The organism is Sphingomonas astragali (assembly GCF_051400615.1).
Lineage (GTDB): Bacteria > Pseudomonadota > Alphaproteobacteria > Sphingomonadales > Sphingomonadaceae > Sphingomonas.
This window is the reverse complement of record NZ_JBLFFH010000001.1, coordinates 216,062-234,776: the sequence shown is the minus strand read 5'-3', so window position 1 is coordinate 234,776 and position 18,715 is coordinate 216,062. Positions and strand designations below refer to the sequence as shown.

The 18,715-nt window shown below is 70.4% G+C and carries 22 protein-coding genes; 7 read left to right on the top strand and 15 right to left on the bottom strand.

Features of this window, described 5'->3' with window-relative positions:
- Positions 1-2 precede the first annotated feature (2 nt).
- A complete protein-coding gene (locus ACMGER_RS01185; protein ID WP_436810299.1) occupies positions 3-1,028 on the top strand; it encodes a glycosyltransferase family 4 protein in 1,026 nt (341 codons plus the stop codon).
- A gap of 124 nt (positions 1,029-1,152) precedes the next feature.
- On the opposite strand, the gene ACMGER_RS01180 is transcribed toward ACMGER_RS01185, so the two are convergent.
- Genes ACMGER_RS01180 through ACMGER_RS01170 form a run of 3 tightly spaced genes read right to left on the bottom strand, consistent with a single transcriptional unit; the run spans position 1,153 to position 3,713 of the window.
- The gene (locus ACMGER_RS01180; protein WP_436810298.1) at positions 1,153-1,584 is read right to left on the bottom strand and encodes a hypothetical protein; all 432 of its coding nucleotides are present in this window, start codon (positions 1,582-1,584) and stop codon (positions 1,153-1,155) included.
- Positions 1,581-2,801 (bottom strand): DNA/RNA non-specific endonuclease, encoded by a 1,221-nt coding sequence (locus ACMGER_RS01175; RefSeq protein WP_436810297.1) that lies wholly within the window; start codon positions 2,799-2,801, stop codon positions 1,581-1,583. Before ACMGER_RS01175 ends, ACMGER_RS01180 begins: the two co-directional genes overlap by 4 nt.
- A gap of 39 nt (positions 2,802-2,840) precedes the next feature.
- A complete protein-coding gene (locus ACMGER_RS01170; RefSeq protein ID WP_436810296.1) occupies positions 2,841-3,713 on the bottom strand; it encodes a DUF1521 domain-containing protein in 873 nt (290 codons plus the stop codon).
- Between the two features lie 186 nt (positions 3,714-3,899).
- On the opposite strand from ACMGER_RS01170, the gene ACMGER_RS01165 reads away from it, so the two are divergent.
- Both ACMGER_RS01165 and ACMGER_RS01160 read left to right on the top strand, forming a co-directional pair.
- The gene (locus ACMGER_RS01165; protein WP_436810295.1) at positions 3,900-4,835 is read left to right on the top strand and encodes a Tle-like phospholipase domain-containing protein; all 936 of its coding nucleotides are present in this window, start codon (positions 3,900-3,902) and stop codon (positions 4,833-4,835) included.
- A 31-nt stretch (positions 4,836-4,866) separates the two neighbouring features.
- Positions 4,867-5,790: an ankyrin repeat domain-containing protein gene (locus tag ACMGER_RS01160; RefSeq protein WP_436810294.1), complete on the top strand. Its 924-nt coding sequence runs from the start codon at positions 4,867-4,869 to the stop codon at positions 5,788-5,790.
- On the opposite strand, the gene ACMGER_RS01155 is transcribed toward ACMGER_RS01160, so the two are convergent.
- A complete protein-coding gene (locus ACMGER_RS01155) occupies positions 5,787-7,109 on the bottom strand; it encodes a pentapeptide repeat-containing protein (protein ID WP_436810293.1) in 1,323 nt (440 codons plus the stop codon). The two genes, ACMGER_RS01160 and ACMGER_RS01155, sit on opposite strands and share 4 nt — an antisense overlap.
- Before the next feature lie 117 nt (positions 7,110-7,226).
- Between ACMGER_RS01155 and ACMGER_RS01150 the strand changes: the two genes are divergently transcribed.
- Positions 7,227-8,546, top strand: a complete 1,320-nt coding sequence (locus ACMGER_RS01150) for a phage tail tip lysozyme (RefSeq protein ID WP_436810292.1) — start codon at positions 7,227-7,229, stop codon at positions 8,544-8,546.
- 5 nt (positions 8,547-8,551) lie between these two features.
- Positions 8,552-8,884 (top strand): hypothetical protein, encoded by a 333-nt coding sequence (locus tag ACMGER_RS01145; RefSeq protein ID WP_436810291.1) that lies wholly within the window; start codon positions 8,552-8,554, stop codon positions 8,882-8,884.
- A gap of 9 nt (positions 8,885-8,893) precedes the next feature.
- Here ACMGER_RS01145 and ACMGER_RS01140 read toward each other — a convergent pair whose 3' ends face one another.
- Positions 8,894-9,289, bottom strand: a complete 396-nt coding sequence (locus tag ACMGER_RS01140) for a hypothetical protein (protein WP_436810290.1) — start codon at positions 9,287-9,289, stop codon at positions 8,894-8,896.
- 102 nt (positions 9,290-9,391) lie between these two features.
- On the opposite strand from ACMGER_RS01140, the gene ACMGER_RS01135 reads away from it, so the two are divergent.
- Positions 9,392-9,850, top strand: a complete 459-nt coding sequence (locus ACMGER_RS01135) for a hypothetical protein (RefSeq protein WP_436810289.1) — start codon at positions 9,392-9,394, stop codon at positions 9,848-9,850.
- Complete coding sequence (locus ACMGER_RS01130) at positions 9,847-10,740, top strand: DUF1521 domain-containing protein (protein WP_436810288.1); 894 nt, start codon at positions 9,847-9,849, stop codon at positions 10,738-10,740. The genes ACMGER_RS01135 and ACMGER_RS01130 overlap by 4 nt, the downstream gene beginning before the upstream one ends.
- Here the strand turns inward: ACMGER_RS01130 and ACMGER_RS01125 are convergent.
- The 10 genes from ACMGER_RS01125 to sctC all read right to left on the bottom strand — a co-directional run bounded on the left by ACMGER_RS01125 (position 10,704) and on the right by sctC (position 18,693).
- A complete protein-coding gene (locus ACMGER_RS01125) occupies positions 10,704-11,258 on the bottom strand; it encodes a hypothetical protein (protein WP_436810287.1) in 555 nt (184 codons plus the stop codon). The two genes, ACMGER_RS01130 and ACMGER_RS01125, sit on opposite strands and share 37 nt — an antisense overlap.
- Positions 11,255-11,710 (bottom strand): hypothetical protein, encoded by a 456-nt coding sequence (locus ACMGER_RS01120; RefSeq protein ID WP_436810286.1) that lies wholly within the window; start codon positions 11,708-11,710, stop codon positions 11,255-11,257. The genes ACMGER_RS01125 and ACMGER_RS01120 overlap by 4 nt, the downstream gene beginning before the upstream one ends.
- On the bottom strand, positions 11,700-13,028 hold the full coding sequence (locus ACMGER_RS01115; RefSeq protein ID WP_436810285.1) for a FliI/YscN family ATPase: 1,329 nt from the start codon (positions 13,026-13,028) through the stop codon (positions 11,700-11,702). Before ACMGER_RS01115 ends, ACMGER_RS01120 begins: the two co-directional genes overlap by 11 nt.
- On the bottom strand, positions 13,025-13,618 hold the full coding sequence (locus tag ACMGER_RS01110) for a FliH/SctL family protein (protein ID WP_436810284.1): 594 nt from the start codon (positions 13,616-13,618) through the stop codon (positions 13,025-13,027). Before ACMGER_RS01110 ends, ACMGER_RS01115 begins: the two co-directional genes overlap by 4 nt.
- A gap of 118 nt (positions 13,619-13,736) precedes the next feature.
- Positions 13,737-14,213, bottom strand: coding sequence for a hypothetical protein (locus tag ACMGER_RS01105; RefSeq protein WP_436810283.1), 477 nt, complete (start codon positions 14,211-14,213; stop codon positions 13,737-13,739).
- The gene (sctJ, locus tag ACMGER_RS01100; RefSeq protein WP_436810282.1) at positions 14,210-14,950 is read right to left on the bottom strand and encodes a type III secretion system inner membrane ring lipoprotein SctJ; all 741 of its coding nucleotides are present in this window, start codon (positions 14,948-14,950) and stop codon (positions 14,210-14,212) included. Before sctJ ends, ACMGER_RS01105 begins: the two co-directional genes overlap by 4 nt.
- A complete protein-coding gene (locus ACMGER_RS01095) occupies positions 14,947-15,366 on the bottom strand; it encodes a hypothetical protein (protein WP_436810281.1) in 420 nt (139 codons plus the stop codon). The genes sctJ and ACMGER_RS01095 overlap by 4 nt, the downstream gene beginning before the upstream one ends.
- A 2-nt stretch (positions 15,367-15,368) precedes the next feature.
- The gene (locus ACMGER_RS01090; protein WP_436810280.1) at positions 15,369-15,680 is read right to left on the bottom strand and encodes a hypothetical protein; all 312 of its coding nucleotides are present in this window, start codon (positions 15,678-15,680) and stop codon (positions 15,369-15,371) included.
- Positions 15,677-16,897, bottom strand: a complete 1,221-nt coding sequence (locus ACMGER_RS01085; RefSeq protein WP_436810279.1) for a SctD/MshK family protein — start codon at positions 16,895-16,897, stop codon at positions 15,677-15,679. Before ACMGER_RS01085 ends, ACMGER_RS01090 begins: the two co-directional genes overlap by 4 nt.
- Entirely contained in the window at positions 16,894-18,693 is a 1,800-nt protein-coding gene (gene sctC / locus ACMGER_RS01080; protein ID WP_436810278.1) for a type III secretion system outer membrane ring subunit SctC, read from the bottom strand. The genes ACMGER_RS01085 and sctC overlap by 4 nt, the downstream gene beginning before the upstream one ends.
- Positions 18,694-18,715 lie beyond the last annotated feature (22 nt).

Sequence of the window (18,715 nt, the reverse complement as noted above, 5' to 3'; positions counted from 1 at the left end):
GCGTGCGTATCGCGATCGTCACCGACGCCTGGGAGCCGCAGGTCAACGGCGTGGTCCGGACGCTCCAGGCCGTGCGCCGCGAGCTCGAGCGGCAGGGGCACCACGTCCTCGTGATCTCGCCCGAACGCTTCTACTCGTTGCCGTGCCCGACCTATCCCGAGATCCGTCTCGCGCTCGCACGGACCGCGGCGGTGGGCGCCCTGCTCGAGGAGTTCCGGCCCGACGCGATCCATCTCGCCACCGAGGGGCCGGTGTGCGTCGCGGCGCGGCGCTGGTGCCTGAGGCGCGGCTTTCCCTTCACCACCGCCTATCATACGCAGTTCCCCGACTATGTCGAGGCGCGTTCGGGCGTGCCGGCGGAATGGGTGTGGCGTTATATCCAATGGTTCCACGGGCCGAGCCAGGCGATCCTCGCCTCGACCCCCTCGATCCGCGAGACGCTGGTGGAGCATGGCCTGACCCGCGTGCGCCACTGGGGCCGCGGCGTCGACCTCGCCAATTTCCATCCCGGCGCGGCGCCGCACCCGACCTTCGCCGGGCTGCCGCGTCCGGTCCAGCTCTACGTCGGCCGCGTCGCGATCGAGAAGAACATCGAGGCATTCCTCGAAAGCGGCCATCCCGGCACGAGGGTGGTGGTCGGCGACGGCCCCGCGCGCGCCAGCCTGGAGACGAAGCATCCGGACGCGCACTTCCTCGGCGCCAAGTTCGGCGCGGAACTGGCGCAATGCTATGCCGGCGCCGACGTGTTCGTCTTCCCGAGCAGGACCGACACCTTCGGCCTGGTGATGATCGAGGCGCTGGCCTGCGGTACGCCGGTCGCGGCCTATCCGGTCACCGGCCCGGTCGACGTGCTGACGGAGGAGGTCGGCGCGATGGCCGACGACCTCGACGCCGCGATCGCCGAAGCGCTCACCCGCGACCGCGCCCGATGCGCCGCCTATGGCCGCACCTTCACCTGGGAGGCGAGCGCCCGCCAGTTCCTCTCCGCGCTCGTGCCTTTCGGTCCCGGCGAGGCGCTGGCGGCCTGACCGCCGCCCGCCCGAGGGTCGGACGCCGAGGTATGGCGAGATGTCGGTAATCTCCTCAGATGTCGATCAGCCCTAAGCGGATCGGATATTGGAGTTGGCGGGGCGTCGCGCAGACCTGAAAGGCTCAGGGCTTCAGTTTCTCGACCATCTCGGCGTGATTGGCCGGCGTCACCACCCATTCGCCGGTGTCGTCATAGTCGAAGTTGATCGTGACCTTGGGACCGGGGCGGGTGAGCTGGACCAGGCAGCGGGTCCAGCGGTGACCGCCGGCGGCCATGGTGTCGGCCAGTTCGACCGCGCGGTTGATCACGTCGAAATCGTCGGGAGTCTCCGCTTCCCAGTCGTCGCCGGGAAGATAGACGAAGCCGTACATCCGCTTGCGCTGGGCGACCTCGATCACCAGCGCCACGCCCGTCCAGTCGCGGCCGGCATAGTTGGCGTCGGCGACGATCTTCTGTCCGATCTCATTGACCAGCGCATCGGCACGTGCCTGATCGAATGCCACGCTGCTCATCGCCACCATCTCCACGGGCGCCGCCGGCGGGGCGCCGATCACTTGCCGAGCATCTTGCGGATGTCCGCCGTCGAGACGCGGTCGAACGTCTGCCCCGCCGCATTATCGAACAGTTCGCTGTTCTTGAAGACCCGTTTGCCGGCCTCGTTGAACACCTCGTAGACCACCCCGACCTGCGCCGGCCGGTCGGCGGTGCCGCCCTTCAGCGCGACGTTGACCTTCACCGTGGCGCCGGCGTCGATCCAGGCGGCCCATTCGTTCTCCATCGTCTTGTAGGCGGAGCGATTGAAGTTGAAGTTCTGGGGGAACATGTTCCGCTCGCCCTGGTCGGGCATGAAGCGGTGGCCGATGATGTGGCCGGCGTCGTCGTCGTCGAGGCCGCGTTCGCGCACGCGGTCCTGTGCGGAGAGCTCGTCGCTGCTGCGCTTGGTGCCGGTGGGCTGGACCTCCGACAGAGTCGCCGAGGCCGACGTGGGCCGGCCGTTGGCGCCGATCGTCCAGGTGACCTCGTTCCTGCCGACGTGCGCGGTGTGGACGCCGGCCGCGGCGACGTCGTCGGCCTTCTTCGCCGCGGGCGAATAGAGCTCGTCGATCTGGCGCTTCATGCCCGACAGCGTGTCGCGCGCGGATTGCGGCAGCCGGTCGAGGATCGCGCTCGGCGCGGCGCCGATCGCGTCGGATATCCTGCTGAGCGCGGGACGGATCGCCTGGGCGAAGGCGCTGTCGGTCTTGGCGATCTCGACGGCGTTCATCACCGTCTTGCCCCAATGGCCGAGCTTGCCGAGCTTGGCGGCGTCGCCGAGGTACGGGATCATGCTGACCGCCGAGATGCCGGCGCCCAGCCAGTCGCCGCGGAACAGCGAGATGATGCCGTTGGCGCCATCGGAGATCGGCGTCGGATCGAACAGGCCGGCGACGTCGAGCCCCATCTGGGTGAGATCGAGCGCGAGCTCCTTCTGCGCGGGGGTGAGGCCGGCGGGCGCGGTGCCGCCGGCACGCTGCTGCGCGGAGATGGCCTCGGGCAGCAGGCGATCGAGCTCGCCCTGCTGCACCGGGTTCAGGCCGCTGCGCGCCGCCTCGATCGCGTCGGCGGCGCCCTTGGGATCGCGGAGCGACAGTTCGGCCAGGTCCTTGCCGAGGCCGCGGACGTCGACGCCCTTGCCGGTCCTGTTTGCGACCACCAGCGCCTCGCCGAGGCCGGTGGCGTTGCCCAGGGTCCTCGTCGTCGCGTCGGTGACGCCGCTCACTCCGCCGACCATATCCGCATCCTTTTCAAGGCAGGGACGGTGCGATCCTGCTCAGACGAGCAGGATCGGGCGGTGCATGGCGGCGCTGCGGGTGTCGACCGAGCCGCTCAGGCTGGCCTGGTATGCGAACGAGAGCGCACCGAAGAGGAGGAACGAGCCCATCATGTCGCCGATCTCGGCGAGGCTCGGCGCCACGCTGCCGGGGCCGTAGAGCTGGCCGGGCCGGGTGATGTCGGCGTCGGCCTGGGTGACGGTCGAGCCGAGCTCGGTCTGCCAGCCCTTCGCATCCTCGTGGACGGTGAAGCCGTCGCGGTGCGCCGCGTCGAGCGCATAGCCGTTCGTGGAGACGCCGACCGAGAGGTCGCCGAGCTGGTTCTGGCTGATGCCGTCGATCACCACGGCATTCTCGCCCTTCGTCACCACCACCTGGCTGGCGACATATTCGTTGGGGTTCTTGGCATAGGGCTCGGTATTGATCGTGATCTTGGTGCCGTTGTCGAGCTGGAAGGTGGTGGTGCCGTAGAAGTCGAACTGGCGCTTGCCGTTCACGTCGACGTGCGGGTCGCCCCAGACCTTGGTGCTTTGCCCCGTGTTCTCGTTGACGATCACCATCTCGCTGTTGCGCTCGTCGATCTCGAGGCGATAGCCGTCGCCGAGGTCGACCTTGGCCGTGCTCTGGCCGGTGGTCTGGGCGGTGAAGCCGGCGCTCGGTTGCAGCGCGCTGAGGTCGGCCGAACCCTGGGCGAGCATCCCGAGCCGGATCGCGAAGGCGGACGGCAGCGACGCGAAGGCGAGCGGACCGGCATTCAGCGGCCGGAAGTAGCTGCCCATCACCCCGGTGGCGAGAATCAGCCCGGCGCCGTCCGCGGCGAGATTGGCGTTGGTGGCGAGCTGGGCGCTCTGGCCCGAATTGATCGTGGTCATGCCGCTATCCTCCATCTCCATGGGCCGAAGGCGGCCCGTCTGACGGTGAAGGAAGTGACACAGCCTGTCGCGGCGAACACTCAACGGATCGCTTAGATCGCCTAAACGAATCGTCTAGGGACAGCCTCGCCGGCGAATGGCATCCAGCTGTCGAAGCTCGCGCGAGGTGCGGGCCCGAGGAGTCGAATGCCGGAGCCTGCCACCAGCGTCATGCGCACACCGAGCCTCGCGCCGTCGCAAGCGGTGGCGGCGCGGCTGCGCGAGGCGGCGAGCCGCGAGTTCCAGGCGCAGCACCTCGTCCCTCCGCGCGAGGGGCTGATGTTCCAGCAGCCGCAGCCGCCGATCCAGTTCGATCAGGTCGCACCGGCGCCGCAGGGCATCGCCGGCGCGAACGCGCCCGCGCCGCGCGAACTCGCGCTGATGGCCGCCGACGTCTACCACGACGTCGCCCGCCCGCCGCCCGGCTATCGCGTCGCGAGCGATGCCGATCTCGCGCGGCTCGGCCTCAGGACGCAGGATCTGTCGTCGCCGCAGAGCTCGTTCCGCGCCCGCGTCTATGTGACGGGCGAGGGGGATGCGGCCGGCTATGTCGTCAGCTTCCGCGGCACCACCGACGCGAGCGACTGGAAGGCGAACCTGCGCCAGGGCGTCGGCCTGCCTTCGGACCAATATGCCCATGCGCTGCTGATCGCCAAGGCGCTGGCGCGGAATCCCGACGTCGACGTGACGCTGACCGGCCATTCGCTCGGCGGCGGGCTCGCCTCGGCGGCGGCATTGGCGAGCGGGCGCGACGCGGCGACGTTCAATGCGGCCGGGCTCAGCTCGGCGACGATCCGCGAGGCCGAGCAGATCCGTACCGCCGCCGACATCGGCCGGGCGGCGGAGATCGCCGCCTTCTACGTCAAGGGCGAGGTGCTGTCGGCGGTGCAGGACGGCGGCGACCGCGTGGTCGGGGCGATCTTCGGCGGCGTGATCGGCGGCATCCTCGCCGACGCGCCGGAGGCCTATGGCACGCGCCACCCGCTCGACGCGGTGCGGCCGGCGGGGACGCATTGGTATCAGGACAATCCGGTCGCGCGCCACGGCATGGACTGGGTGCTGAGCAGCCTGCCGGCCAATTGATCGCCATCCCGTCCCCGGGCTACAGCAGGGCATGACCAGCCGTCGTCTGACCGGCATCGCGGCGATGCTGGGACTCGTGCTCACCGGGGGATGCAGCATGGCCGCCAAGAGCGCCTGTTTCACCAAGCGGGCCGTGGTGCTGCCCGATCGCACGCGAGTGCTCGCCAACGTCAGCAACGGCGCGTCGGGCCGCACCCTGGCCGAGGCGGTGCTCGACGGGCGGATCGACGATGCCCGCGCGATCATCGCGCGCGACCCGCGCCTGCTGACCACCGTGGTGACCCACGATCCGCGGATGACGACCCCGCCGGACGGGCAGTTCGGCGACCTGCTGACGCTGGCGGTGTCGCGCTGCGACACGGATGGGATCGCGAGGCTGCTCGAGGCCGGGATACCGCCCGACGGCGTGCGCCCCGGCAATGCGCTGACGCTGGCGCTGCTCGCCGACACGCCCGAGATGGCGGAGATGCTGCTCCAGGCAGGCGCCTCGCCTGATCCGCAGCGGCTGCCGGACGGCGAGGATGCGATGCGGCAGGCGATCGCCTTCTCGCATATCGGCGGAGTGATGACCTTGCTCCGCCACGGCGCCGATCCGCGCTGGCACGACCAGTTCGGCATCGACCGGGTGCGGATGGCAATGGATGCCGAGCAGGCCGACATCGCCGAGCTGCTGGTCGAGAAGGGCGGGACGCTGTGGAGCGTCGCCGGCGACGGCAGCATGGCGGCGCACGAGCTGCTCGTCGAGCCGGTGGCGTTCCGGACGGGCGAGCTCAGGGCGGCGCGGGCGCGGCTGGTGGAGCGCGCCAAGGCCGGCCCGATCGGCTGGCCGCCGCCCGATCGCGCGACGGTCAGGCGCATGGTCGCCTCCGGCGCTTGGCCGACCGACGAAATGGCGCGCGCCGGGATGACGGTGGCGCCGGAGGTGCTCGCGAAGCTGCGCGGGGAGAATCGCTAGCGCGGCGGCTGTCCGGCCGCGGACCAGAGCGCGTCGAAGGTCAACTCGTGAACCGGCACGCGCTTCATCGTTCCGAACTCGGCGATGCCGGCGCAATTCACCACCCGTACCGAATCGACCGCGGTCGCCTGCTCGGGCGCGATCGTCGCCTTGTCGCCGTTGACGACGATCGCCGGCACGCCGGGGCGGGCGCGGCGGCCGGGCGGGGGCGCGATCAGGAAGCTGCCGCCGCGACCGGGGGGCAGCGGACCGGCGTCGATCGCGCACATTCCGCCGGTATCCGACTGCGCCACGCCGCGTACGGCTGCGCGTTGCCTGCGGTCGACGTCCACCAGCAGATAGGACGGCGCGAGCCGGAGCAGGACAGGCAGCACCTGCGGCCAGGCCGGATCGGCGGCGGCACTGATCGCGATCGGCATGGCGTCGCTGATGAACAGGGCTTTGCCGGTCGGCCGCTCGGCTGGTGCCGGCTTGCCGGCTTCCGGATCGGACGCCTCGGCCGGAGCGGCGGCCAGGGCGCGGGCCAGGAGCGGTATCATCTGGCCTGCGATCGCCGCGCGCCGTGTTCCCCGATGGACGGTCAGAGCGGTCGGCAGCGTCGCCGGGTCGAGCTGCGCGAGATCGTCGACGGCGATGTCCGCGCCGTCGAACCGCGCTCCGGTCAGCGTCGCGCCCCAGAAGGAGAAGCGTTGGAAGACCGCATTGCTGAAATCGGTCCCGACCGCGCTGATCCCTTTGCGGTCGAAGGGGCAGCCGTCGGCTTCGGTCACGCCGCACTGGAAGCGGAAGCCCGCGAAGCTGGCGCCGTCGATCTTCCAGCCGGCGAGGCTCGCGTTCCAGCCGCCGTCGAGCCGGCCGCCGCGGAAGTCGGCGCGGGTGGCGTCGGCGCCTGCGAGCGTGGTCGTGCGGAACAGCGCGCCCGGCATCACCGCGCCCGCGAGCTTGGCGTTCGACAGGTCGCTGACGATGAAGCCCATGCCCGGCGCGTTGACGCCGCGCCAGTCGCTGCCGCCAAGCTTGCTGCCGCGAAAGCAGATCGACGACAGCCCGGCCTTGCGGAAATCCCAGCCGGTGAAGTCGCCGCCGTCGATCACGCTCACGCGGCCGTCCTTGGCGCGCCTCCGCAGTTTCCTGATCGCGCTGACCTTCTTGAGTGTCGTTCCGTCGATCGGCGGCGGCAGCGATGCGCCGGTGCCGTCGACCTCGCCCGCCTGCGCCGCGCAGCCGATCGCGGTGATCGGTGCCGGCTCGGGCGCGCGCGACGGCGGCACCTGCTGCTGCGCCAGCGACAAGACGGCGATGATCGGCAGTCCGCTCATGGTTCTCCCCTCGCATGTGCTCGTTGCACGACGGACCGAACAATACCCTAAACGATTCGATTAGAGACACTTGGCGACCGTCGTGACAGGTTCGCAGCGTAAGTCATGGAGGCGGAAATGGTCGAATCCGTTACGGCGACACGCCCGCAGACCCTGAGCACCAGCGACGCATCCCGCTACACCGTGCAGCGCGGGGACACGCTGTCCCAGATCGCGGCGTCGCACGGCGTCTCGCTGAACGCGCTGATCGCGGCCAATCCGCAGATCCGCAATCCGGACCTGATCTTCGCAGGCCAGTCGGTGACCATCCCGGCCGGCGGCGGCGCGGGCAGCACCTATACGGTGCAGCCGGGCGACACGCTGTCGGGTATCGCCCAGCGGTTCGGGCTCGACTGGCACAGCCTGGCGCTCGACAACGGGCTCGCCAATCCGAACCTCATCTTCCCTGGGCAGACGATCCGGCTCGACGGGGCGTCGACCCGCGGGACCGGCGGCACCGGCGGGGTCGACGCGCCGGGCGGCAGCGCCGGCGGGCGCAACGCCGCGGATGTCGCCAAGCAGTATCTCGGCCGCAACGCGAGCGACCTGCGCAGCGACCGCGGCGACAATCTGCCGATGAACCCAAATGTGCCGACGAACGTGTGCTGCGCGAACTTCGTGTCGGCGGTGCTGACCGAGGCGGGGCAGCTTCCGGCCAATCTCCACACCGATTCGGTGGCGCAGCTCAACTCGACGCTGCGCTCGCGCGGCTGGACCGAGGTGAGTCCTGCGGAGGCGCGGCCCGGCGACGTCGTCATCATCCAGGGCGGCGGCGTCTCGCATACCGAGATCTATGCCGGCAACGGCAAGATGATCGGTTCGAACAACGTCAACGCGGACGGATCGCAGAAGGTCAGCTACAACAACCTGTCCTGGGCGCTGCAGCATGGCGGGAAGATCCTGCGCGCCCCGGCGAGCGCGCAGCCGCAGACCGAGGCGACGGGCGGCACGCAGGGAACGGGCAATGTCGGCCAACCGGCGGCGACCCGCCAGGGGCGCATCGACCAGGCGATGAATTATTTCATGGGCCAGGGCTGGACGCGTGCCCAGGCGGCGGGGATCGTCGCCAACCTCGACGCCGAGAGCGGCATGGTGGCCAACATCCGCCAGCACGGCGGCGGGCCCGGCTATGGCCTCGCGCAATGGGAAGGGCCGCGCCAGGCGGATTTCCGCGCCTGGGCCGGGCACGACATCCGCAATTCGACCTTCGAGGAGCAGCTCCGCTTCGTGCAGCACGAGCTGACCACCTCGGAGCGGAGCGCGGGCAACCGGCTGCGCAACGCGACGAGCGCCGCCGATGCCGGAGCGATCGTGTGCCGCTATTACGAGCGGCCGGCGGACATCGCCGGGGATTCGGCCCACCGCGCGCAGCTCGCCACGCGGATCTTCCAGAACTGATCCCCGTGCCGGCGCCGTTGGTCTGGCTCGCCGCCGCCGCGACGGCGCAGACGAGCGAGCAGGCGACCTGCGTGTTCGACACCGCGCCCTCGGAACGCTGCACGGTGACATTCATCGTGCGCACCGATGGCGCCACCGAATTGCGGGCGAAGGCGCTCGAGGGAGGGCATCAGGCCGTATTCATCGGCCGGCGGCAGTCGGGCTGGTGGGCGGGGACGCTCGATGGCGCCGCGGTGATGGGTTACGAGCTCAACCGCGGCAACGTGACCTTTGCCACGCGCGCGCTCGATCGGACCTTCCAATACTACACCGCCGGCCACGAGCACGGCAGCTATTGACGCCGCCGCTCAAGGAAACAGCGCGCTCGGAGCCTTGTGCTTCGCCGGCCATTCGGCCCAGGCGACGTCGGTCGGGCCGATCGCGTAATCGGCGACGCGCCAATGTCCGCCGGTCCGTCGGAGCAGCGCGGCGTAGTCCTTCGACACCATGCCCTCCGCTTCGGCCGACGCGAGGGGCGTGCCGGCATAGGAGATCGGCCGGCCGCCGGCGTCCTGCATCTCGGCGACCAGGAACGCCCAGTCGCCGTCGCGGCGGAGGGTGCGCACCTTGAACTTGACCGGCTTGCCGAGATGCTGCGCGACGGGCTGGCGGGCGATGTCGAGAATGGCGGCACGATCCGCCTCGGCGATCGTTGCGGCCTGGGCGGAAGCGACGGCGAAGCTCGGGAGGTCGGCGCCGGACATCATCGCCCTGCATATCACCTCCTAAGCGATTCGTTGAGAGCGCGAAGGCGTCGGACACGCTATCTACGACAGCATGTTGCAATTGCCGGACGAGTAAGAGCGATGATCAATCCCATCAACGGCGGCCGTGCCGATGCGGTCTCGCTGCGCGGCATCGACGGCAAGCGCAGCGGCGGCACCCAGGCGGCGACGGCGATGAACACGATCAGCACGCGCATCGCCGAGACGATGACCCGCGAACTGAAGCTGGCGCCGGTCGACCCGCGCGGCGGCTACGCGGGCGGCTCGGCGAACGACGCCTATGGCGTCGAGGAGATCGCGGCGGAGCTTTCCCAGTCGCTCGGCGGCAGCCCCGCCGATCAGGGCCGCCTTTCCCGAGCACTGCACGCGTTCGCGGAAACAGTGGCGACGCTGATCGCCGCGCGCCCGCTGAGCAGCACGGTGTCGAACCTCACCTCGTCGCTGGGCGTCGATCTCAACGGCGACAAGCCCACGACCGAAGAGGCGCTGGCGATGATCGAGGCGACGACCGTCCGCCTGCGGCCGGACGGCTATTCATGAGCGAGCCGGTCGGACTGTCGGCAGTCGGCAGCATCGGCCTCTCACTGCCGGAAGACAGCACGATAGTGGCGAGCGTAATGCTCGTCGACCCGATCGCCGCGCCCGCCGACAGCGTCGCGGTGGTGCCGGCGACGGCGGACATCGCCGTCTTCGTCGCTCCCGCATCGGACCTGCCGGTCGTGTCCGGCCCGCCCGCCTTCGAGGTGCAGGCGATCGCGATCGGCGGCATCCTGTTCGATCTGTCGGACGGCTATTCGCTGTCGATCGACGAGAGCCGGTCGGCGGTGTTCGTCCTCAACGCGGGGACCGGGGAATCGCTGCTGGTGTGGGGTGCCGGGAACATCGCGCTCGACGGCGCCGATGCCGCGCGCTTCTGGGGCACCACCACCGTCGAACTCGCCAACGGCACCAAGCTCACGCTCGAGACCCGGGCGGATGCCGCGATCGCGGACCTGTACCGGCTCGACAAGCTGACGGTGACGCAGGGCGAGCGGGCGATGGTGATCACCGGCATATCGGAAGAAACGCTGGGCGATCTCAAGGTCGACCAGAGCTTCGACGGCGAGACGATCGACGATGAAACCCGCGACGGGCTCGTCATCGCGCGGGAAGGGGGCGGCTGGCAGGACGAGTACGGCAACGCGCTCAGCCAGGCCATCCTCGACCAGACGCGACCCGGCGAGCTCTATGGTCCCGGCAAGACCACCCTGAGCCTGGGCGAGATCTTTTCGATGTTCTTCCGGGCGGTGACCTACGGTCAGGTCTCCTCGCTGATGCTGACGACGAGCCGCAATCTTCCCGCCGACCCGAGCGGACGCGATTCCGAGAACCACCTCCGGCGCACGCTCGCGCTCTACGCCGCCGGGTTCGGCCGCCTGCCTGAGGCCTGAACCCCGATCCGACCGACCCTAACCTCGCGCCGGAGCAGCCGTTCGCCGAGCTGCTCGCTCCATTGCGCGGCGATCGTCGGCGGCACGGCGGCGCCCGAGATCAGCACGACGTTGACCTGCCCGGCGGGATCGCGGCCGAGCACCGCGCCCTCGATGCGATAATTGCCGAGCGGCAGCGCGAGATGGACCTCGGGCTCGGCGCCGGTCTTCGCCACCTCGGCGATCGCCGCCGCGATACGGTCGAGCTGGGCGTGGAAGGCGGGATCGACGTCGCCGGCAGGGCTGGCCGTCTCCGCCATCGGGATGCCGGCGAACTCACGCGGCATGATCGCCGTGAACGGGCCGGCGTCGGCGAGCTGCTCCTTCCTGACGTTGCCGTCCTTCACCGAACTGCGGGCAAGCGCGTCCGCGAAGGCGCGCTTCTGCATCGGCAACGGCTCCGGCGGCCCGGAATGGGCGCCGACGGCAGGTCGCGGCGTCGGGGCGAGGGCAGGCTTCGGTGCGGCGGCTTGGGTCATCGAATGCTCATCCGGGGCATCGTCATCGGAACATCGGCTTCGGCGCGATCCTCGGCGCGGCGGCGGTCGGCGCGGACCAGCGTCCGGCGATGGCTCGCGATCGCATCGCTTCGGATCTGATGGCGGGCGACCGCGCGGATCGCCTCGGCATGGTTTTGCTCGGCGACGGCGCATCGCGTCCGTGCGTCGCCGAGCGCTGCGCCGGCACCGGCGAGATGCTCGATGCAACGGTCGAGCCACAGCCGTGTCTGCCGACATGCCGGCGTCGCCGCGAAGGCGAGGCGGGCGTCGGCGAGCGCGTGTTCGGCAGCGACGTGCGCGGTCCGGGCCTCCGCGAGCTTGAGCGCCGCTTCATCGGCGGCGGCGCGCGCCTCGGTGGCGGCGCGGGTCAGGCGCAGCTCGCGGACCTGCGCGACCCGCACCAGCTTCGCTCCGCCGAGGTCAGCGGCCATGGTCGATCTCCTCGAAATTGCGCAGCCGCACCACCGTTTCGCCGAGCTTCGCATGATCGTCGCGGCGCTGGCGGAGGAAGGCGTCGATCGCCTTGCGCTCGGCGAGCGCGCGGTCGGCGAGCCGGTCGCGGCCGGGTTCGTACTCGCCCATCTGGACGAGCAGCTCGATCTCGTCGAGCTTGGCCAGCATCGCGCGCAGCCCTTCGGCCGCACGCTGCTGCGCGGGCGAAGCGAGCTTGGTGAACAGGCGCGAAAGGCTGCCGAGCACGTCGATCGCGGGATAATGGCCCCGCGCGGCGAGCTTGCGCGACAGCACGATATGGCCGTCGAGCAGCGAGCGCACCTCCTCGCCGATCGGATCGCCGTCCTCGTCCTCGAGCAGCACCGTGTAGAGCGCGGTGATCGCGCCCGCCGCGCCGGCGCCGGTGCGCTCGAACAATCGCGGCAGCTCGGCGAATACCGAGGGCGGGAAGCCGCGCCGCACCGCCGGCTCGCCGGCCGCGAGGCCGATCTCGCGCAGCGCGCGGGCGAAGCGGGTGACGCTGTCCATCAGCAGGAGCACATGCCTGCCCTCGTCGCGCAACCCCTCGGCGATGGCGGTCGCGACATGGGCGGCGCGAACGCGCTCCATCGCCGGCCGGTCGGAGGTGGCGACGATCACCACCGACCGTTCCAGCCCCTCGGCGCCGAGGGTCTCCTCGACGAATTCGCGCACCTCGCGACCGCGCTCGCCGATCATCGCGATGACGATCGCATCGGCCTTCGCCTGACGGGCGAGGTTGGCGAGCAGCGTCGACTTGCCGACGCCGGCGCTGGCGAAGATGCCGACACGCTGGCCGATGCCGATGGTGAGCAGCCCGTCGATCGCACGGATGCCGGTCTCCATCGCCTGGTCGACCGGGCGGCGGCTCATCGGGTTGGGAGCGGGGGAGTGGATCGGCCGGTCGGTCGAGCGCCTGACCGGCCCCAACTCGTCGAGCGGCTGCAGGCGCGCGTCGAGCACGCGGCCGAACATGTCGGCGCCGTAAGGCGTGCGGTCGTCGCCGCTGCGCAGGATCACGTCGCTGGCGAGCGAGAGCCCGCGCAGGTCGCCGAGCGGGGTCAGGATCGCGTCGCCGTCGGCGAGGCCGATCACCTCGGCCCAGAGCGAGAAGCCGCTCTCGGGATCGACGATCTCGCAGCTCTCGCCGATCCGCGCGCGCACGCCGGTGACGCGCAGCGTCGTCCCGAGCGCGCCGACGATGCGGCCGTGCTGCTCGAACATCGGCGCGGCATCGAGCGCGCGGACGAGCGAAAGCGTGTCGGCGCCGGTCCTCATGGCTCGGCCACTCCCCAGCGCTTGGCGAGCGCGTCGAGCTGGACCGAGAGGCTGGCGATCACCTGACCGGTGCTGGTCCGCATGTGGCAGTCGGTGGGCCCGAGCGCGGGATCGGCGGTGACGGTGACATGATCGAGCTCAGGAAGGCGGGTGGCGAGCGCATCGGCCATCGTCGGAGCGACGGCGATCGCGATCGGGCCCTCGCCGGGCAGCCGCGCGAGCGTGCGCTCGACCATGCGGGTGACGAGGGTCTCGTCGTCGAGCTCGCCGATCACGGCGCGGACGGCGGCATGGGCGGCTTCGGCGACGTCGGCGCGACGCGTCTCGGCGTGCTGCTCGACCGCCGAGGCGAAGCCGGCGATCTGTTCGGCGAGCTGCTCCTCGACGGCCGCCCTGGCTTCGGCGAGCCCCTCGGCATGACCGGTGGCGCGGGCGTGCTCGGCATCGGCGGCCGCCTGGTCGCGGATCGCCGAGGCGGCCTGGAGCAGCGCGACCGCATCGGTGAAGTCGATCCGCTCCGCCCGCTTGATCACCGCGCGGCTGCTGCCGAGCAACGCGCGATCGTCGCTATGGACGAGGTGGAAGCTCATCGACACCCCTCCATCCCTGTGCTCCTGCGCAGACAGGAGCCCTGGGTAACAAGCGGCGGCGCCTCGATGCCAACGCTCCCGCCTGCGCAGGAGCACGGGAAGTGGGGTGACCAGGAACTCACGCCAGCACCGCCGCGATGCTCTCTGCGCTCATCGTCAACGCGCGCGCCTGCGCATCGTCACGCGCGCCGGGGAAGCGGTCGGCGAAGGGGCCCGGCAAGCCGGCATGGAGCAGCCTGCGGCCCTCCGCGACGAGCTGGTCGGGCGTGGGCAGGGGCGCGTCGTCGAGCGGCGGCGACAGCGGCATCTCGCAGGCGGCGTCGAGGAGGTCCTCGCCCACCGTCGCCGCGAGCATCGCCAGCCGCGGGCCCGAAAGCTCGGTATCGATCGCGCGACGATGGCGCAGCAGCGCGGCGAGGCAGGCGATCCGCTCCTGCCGTTCGGGCGGTTCGGTCAGCCAGTCGGGGACCTTGGCGAGATCGGCGAAGCGCGGCCCTTCCGTGCCTGAGAGACGCCGGGCGAACCGCGCGCCGCGGCAGTCGCTCGCCGCCTCGGCGAGCAGGGCGTAGCGGCGGCGGCGCTCCGTCCCGTTCACGGCCGCACCGTGTCGGGCAACCCGGCCTTGGGTCGCCGCATCCGCCACAGCGCGCGCCCGGCGAAGACCAGCAGCAGCGTCGCGACGATCCCGGCGAGCACGCGGACCAGCGTCGTCACCGAGATCATATCGTCGTTTGGCTGCACCACCGGCAGCGTCTGTGCCGGCACCATCACCACCGACACCCGGTCATAGGTGAGACCGTCGATCGCGTTGGTGACCAGCGACTTGATCGCCCCGGTCTGGCTGCGCAGATCGAAGCCGGTGCGGTACTTGACGAACACCGACGCGGCCGAGGGCTTGGCCTCGCGCGACAGCGGATCGGCCTCGGGCATGGTCAGGTGGACGCGCGCCTGGACCACGCCGTCGATGTCGCTGATCGTGCGGCTGAGCTCCTGCGACAGGCCGTAGATCAGCCGGGCGCGCTCCTCGAGCGGGGTCGAGGTGAACCCCTCCTTCTTGAACACCGAGCCCAGCGAATCATACTGCTCGTGCGGCAGGCCATGGGCGCGCAGCGTCTCGACCGCGCGAGCGAAGTCGGCCTGGTCGACGGCGACGCTCCACGTGTCCTTCTCGCCATGGACCTTGCTCGCGGTGATGCCGGCCTGGTTCAGCACCGCGATCATTTCGTTGGCCGCCGGCTCGGTCAGTTTGCCGTAGACCTCCTGCCTGCTGCACCCGCCGAGCACGGCGAGGCCGAGCAGCAGGGGGGCGGCCAGGCGAAGCGCGCGGCTCATTGCTGCTTGAACAACTGCTGCACGCCGTCCGAGCTGCGGTTGGCGATGTTGGAGGTGAGCTGCGCCTGGAACATGAACTCCTGGCACTTCATGGTGAGCTGCACGATCTCGCCGGGCGTGAGTTGGCCGCCGCTCGCCTCGGCGGCCTCGGCATAGTTGGAGACCGATCGTGCCTGGACGTTCACCTGATCGAGCGCGTCGAACATGCCCTTGAGCGGTCCCGGAAGCGACCCGACCGGCACCGTGCCCTCGACCCCGCCGAGCTTCTCCAGCGCCTGCTGGAAGCGGGCCTCGGCCTGCGGACTGATCGCGCCGGCCCCGCCGCTACCGGGCGGCAGCAGCTCCATCGCGCGCTGACCCTCGGCTCCGCCGCCGGCCAGCGCCGAAGCGGCGGCGGCGATTGCTTCGATGCTCATGATCAGCTCTTCCGCGCCATCGTCTCGAGCGCCTTGGAGACGCTGTCGAGCGAGGTGTGCGAGCTGTTCGCCATGAAGCTCATCCGCATCGATTCGGTGGTGAGCGCGGTGATGTCCGACGGCTTGTCGCCGCCCTGCGAGACGACGTCGGCCTGGTTGGTGATCACGTCGGCCTGGGTATCGAGCGCCTTGCCCCAGGCGTTGGCGAACGCCTCGAACCAGTTGCTCTGGCCGCCTTCGTGGATCTCGTTCGAGTTCATCAGCCCCATCGAAGCGATGGAGCGCGACATCGCGCTGTTGATCGGGTTCGTCATGATTGCGTCCCTTGCTTGGCTGTGCCGCCCGTCTCAGATGCCACTCCCGGGGCGGGCGGCGTCCCGTTCCCCAGGATGAGTTCCTCGACGCGGCCGTCGCGCTCGAAGCTGACGCGGCCGTTGCCGATGGCGATGATCTTGTGCCCCGTCGGCACCTGCGCGCCGGCGAACCAGCGCGTGCCGTCGGCGGTGGTGATGTAACCGGGCGACCCGTCGACGAAGGTCGCGAGGCCGTATTCGGAGCCCGAGAAGAAATATTGCAGGTCCCGGTCGCCGCGCGCGTTGTCGGTGGTGAAGGCGACGCGGGTGATGCCGGGCACGTCGGTCTTGATGAGCTTCGCCAGCTCCGCCTGGCGGTCGCCGGGCAGATATTCGGCGGTGACGAGCAGGCTGTTGCCGCGCATCGCCCTGGCCTCGCCGTCGATGCCCTGCGTACGGAGCAGGTCGGTGGCGGAGGCGGCGAGCGCCTGCATCGAATCGACGTCGATCGTCGCGCGGCCGATCCGTTCGGCGACCACCATGCGCAGCCGCGCGAGCTCGGCGTCGTCCTTGACGATGCCGGTGATGATCGGCCCGTTCGGGCTCTCGCTCACCTTGAGCGCACTGAAGCCGGAGGCGGCGAGGACCGCGCGGTCGGCATCGGGATTGTGGAGCTGGCTGCCGATCCAGCGGGCGGTCGGCCCCGCCAGCGCGACCAGCAGCAGCGCGGCGGCGATGACCATCGCATAGACCGGCCAGCGCCGCTCGATCGAGAGCGCGTCGCGCATCGGATAGAAGCGGGTCGCCACCCGCTCCGTCAGCGCGGCGCGCTGCGACTCGACGGGCGTGGCTGCCTCCCCCGCAGGCGCGATCGTCGTCGAGAGGCGCGCCGTCTCCTCCCAGCGTTCGGAGCCTGGATCGCCGATCGCGACGGCGAAGCTGCCGAGCATCATCGGCACATAGGCCGGCAGCGCCGCTTCCTCGCCCGCGCCGACCGGACGCCCGAGCAGCCCGACCTGGCCGGCGGCCACCCGCACCGTCGCCACGTCGTTGCCGAGATGCAGCTCGAGCGACAGCCCTCGCGTCGACGCGTCGCGCAGCACGATGTCATGGTCGAAGCCATGCCCGACCCGCACGAACTTGCCCGGGTGCAGGCGGTGCTCGGCGCCTTCGAGGCGCCCGTTCAGCACGCGCAGCACCACCGTACCGAGCTTCAGCGGGGCGAACGGCGCGTTCATCGCTTCGCCCTCCGCTTCTTCTTGCCCAGCGCCTCGAGCTGCTCGAGCGGGATCGGCTGGGTCTGGGCGGTGGGTTCGAAGGCGGCGCCGTTCGCGGCGACCGTCTGGCGCTGCGACAGGATGCGCGGCGTGATCAGGAACAGCCGCTCGATATGCTGCGTGCCCTTGCTGCGCTTGCGGAAGGCCTGGCCGACGAGCGGGATGTCGCCGATGCCGGGCACCTTCGACTTGTAGTCGTAGTTGGTCTCGACGGTCATGCCGCCGATCAGCAGGCTCTCGCCCTGCTTGACCACCGCGCTGGTGTTGATGCTCGACTGCTTCACCGCGGGGATGCCGTCGACGATCATTCCGCTCGGCGACCCGTCCAGGATCTCGATCGCCAGGCGCGTACGCAGCTCGCCGCCGTCGTAGAGGATCGACGGGTTGATCCGCATCACCATGCCGGCGGTGACCGGGAACAGGTCGACCTGGCGGTCGCCGGCGACGCGGACGTAATATTGCACCTGGTTGTTGAACACCGCCGGGATGTTGTTGAGCGTCGACAGGCGCGGGCGCGAGACCACGCTCAGCACGCCGGCCTTCTCCAGCGCGGTGATGCGTACCGCGAACAGGTCGAGCCCCCCGGTGAGATAGGTCGCGCCGAAATTCGGGGCGGAGAAATTGTCGCTGGGATTCGACTGCCGCCCGCCGAACAGGGCCGCGAAGCCGCCGGTGCGAAGGCCGAAGTCGAGCCCCAGGTCCTTGAGCCGGTTGGTATCGAGCTCGATGATCGTCGCCTCGATCTCGACGCCGCGCGGCTCGACGTCGAGCGCCTTCACGATGTCCTCGTAGACGGTCATCGATTCGGGGCGATCGCGGACCAGCACCGCGTTGTTGGTCGGATCGACCTCGACGCGCGGGCCGTTGACGTCGCGCGGCTCGGCCTTCTCGACGACGACGGTGTCGAAGCCGGGCGTGCCCTGCTGGTCGAAGCTGCGCTGCGCTTCGTCGGGCGGCACGGCGTTGAGCCCACGCCCGCCGAGGCGCGGCATCGACTGGCGCTGGATGTCGAAATTGCCGCTGGTCGAGACGGTGTTGGACGGACGGCCGTCGCCCATCATCCCGCGCAGGATCGAGGCGACGCCGGGGATGACGACGGTGCGGTCGTAGCTTTTCTGGATGGTGTCGTCGGCGCGGGCGTAGCGCAGGTAGAAGATGCGCACCTCGTAGGGCGAGCGCGCGGTGGCGGCGGTCAGCACGCGCGAACGCAGCGGCGCCGCGGTGACGGTGCCCATCGCCGCCGGGCCGTTCAGCAGCGGCGACACGACCCCCGCGGTCGAGGCGGTGGCGGACGCGGGGATCATCGCCGGCTTCGCACCCGATCCCGCCAGCTGCGCGACCCGGTCGAGAAAGGCGGGGACGCCGGTCGCGCTCACCGCATTGGTGCTCGCCGCGACCGAGTTCGCCCCGTCGACGATTCGCATCCGCTGTGCATCCTGCACCACCGTCGCCGGATCGGCGGCGGCGAAGCTCTTCGACTGGATCTCGCCGCCCGTGTACACACGCACGACCGCGCCGTCGTAATAGGCGACGAGGTTGAACGCCCGGGAGAGCTGCGCCCAGATCGTCCTCGGCGTGCCGACGAACACGCCGTTGATCTTGCCGTTGATCGCCGAGCTGGTCTTCACCCTCAAACCGGCCTGGCCGAACAGGTCGGCGATGGCGGCATCGACGCGCTGGTTGCGCGCGGTGAGGGTGACGGTCTTCTCGGGGAAGGGAGGCGTGTCGGCCAGCGCGGGCGTCGACGACGCCAGCACGGCCGAGGCCACAAGCAGCAGG

Coding starts and splice junctions, on each gene's coding strand:
- ACMGER_RS01085 (WP_436810279.1), bottom strand. CDS start 16,897: ATGAACGCGCCGTTCGCCCCGCTGAAGCTCGGTACGGTGGTGCTGCGC.
- ACMGER_RS01095 (WP_436810281.1), bottom strand. CDS start 15,366: ATGAGCATCGAAGCAATCGCCGCCGCCGCTTCGGCGCTGGCCGGCGGC.
- sctJ (WP_436810282.1), bottom strand. CDS start 14,950: ATGAGCCGCGCGCTTCGCCTGGCCGCCCCCCTGCTGCTCGGCCTCGCC.
- ACMGER_RS01170 (WP_436810296.1), bottom strand. CDS start 3,713: ATGACCACGATCAATTCGGGCCAGAGCGCCCAGCTCGCCACCAACGCC.
- ACMGER_RS01090 (WP_436810280.1), bottom strand. CDS start 15,680: ATGACGAACCCGATCAACAGCGCGATGTCGCGCTCCATCGCTTCGATG.
- ACMGER_RS01155 (WP_436810293.1), bottom strand. CDS start 7,109: ATGAGCGGACTGCCGATCATCGCCGTCTTGTCGCTGGCGCAGCAGCAG.
- ACMGER_RS01125 (WP_436810287.1), bottom strand. CDS start 11,258: ATGACCCAAGCCGCCGCACCGAAGCCTGCCCTCGCCCCGACGCCGCGA.
- ACMGER_RS01150 (WP_436810292.1), top strand. CDS start 7,227: ATGGTCGAATCCGTTACGGCGACACGCCCGCAGACCCTGAGCACCAGC.
- ACMGER_RS01140 (WP_436810290.1), bottom strand. CDS start 9,289: ATGTCCGGCGCCGACCTCCCGAGCTTCGCCGTCGCTTCCGCCCAGGCC.
- ACMGER_RS01120 (WP_436810286.1), bottom strand. CDS start 11,710: ATGGCCGCTGACCTCGGCGGAGCGAAGCTGGTGCGGGTCGCGCAGGTC.
- ACMGER_RS01110 (WP_436810284.1), bottom strand. CDS start 13,618: ATGAGCTTCCACCTCGTCCATAGCGACGATCGCGCGTTGCTCGGCAGC.
- ACMGER_RS01130 (WP_436810288.1), top strand. CDS start 9,847: ATGAGCGAGCCGGTCGGACTGTCGGCAGTCGGCAGCATCGGCCTCTCA.
- ACMGER_RS01160 (WP_436810294.1), top strand. CDS start 4,867: ATGACCAGCCGTCGTCTGACCGGCATCGCGGCGATGCTGGGACTCGTG.
- ACMGER_RS01175 (WP_436810297.1), bottom strand. CDS start 2,801: ATGGTCGGCGGAGTGAGCGGCGTCACCGACGCGACGACGAGGACCCTG.
- ACMGER_RS01115 (WP_436810285.1), bottom strand. CDS start 13,028: ATGAGGACCGGCGCCGACACGCTTTCGCTCGTCCGCGCGCTCGATGCC.
- ACMGER_RS01165 (WP_436810295.1), top strand. CDS start 3,900: ATGCCGGAGCCTGCCACCAGCGTCATGCGCACACCGAGCCTCGCGCCG.
- ACMGER_RS01135 (WP_436810289.1), top strand. CDS start 9,392: ATGATCAATCCCATCAACGGCGGCCGTGCCGATGCGGTCTCGCTGCGC.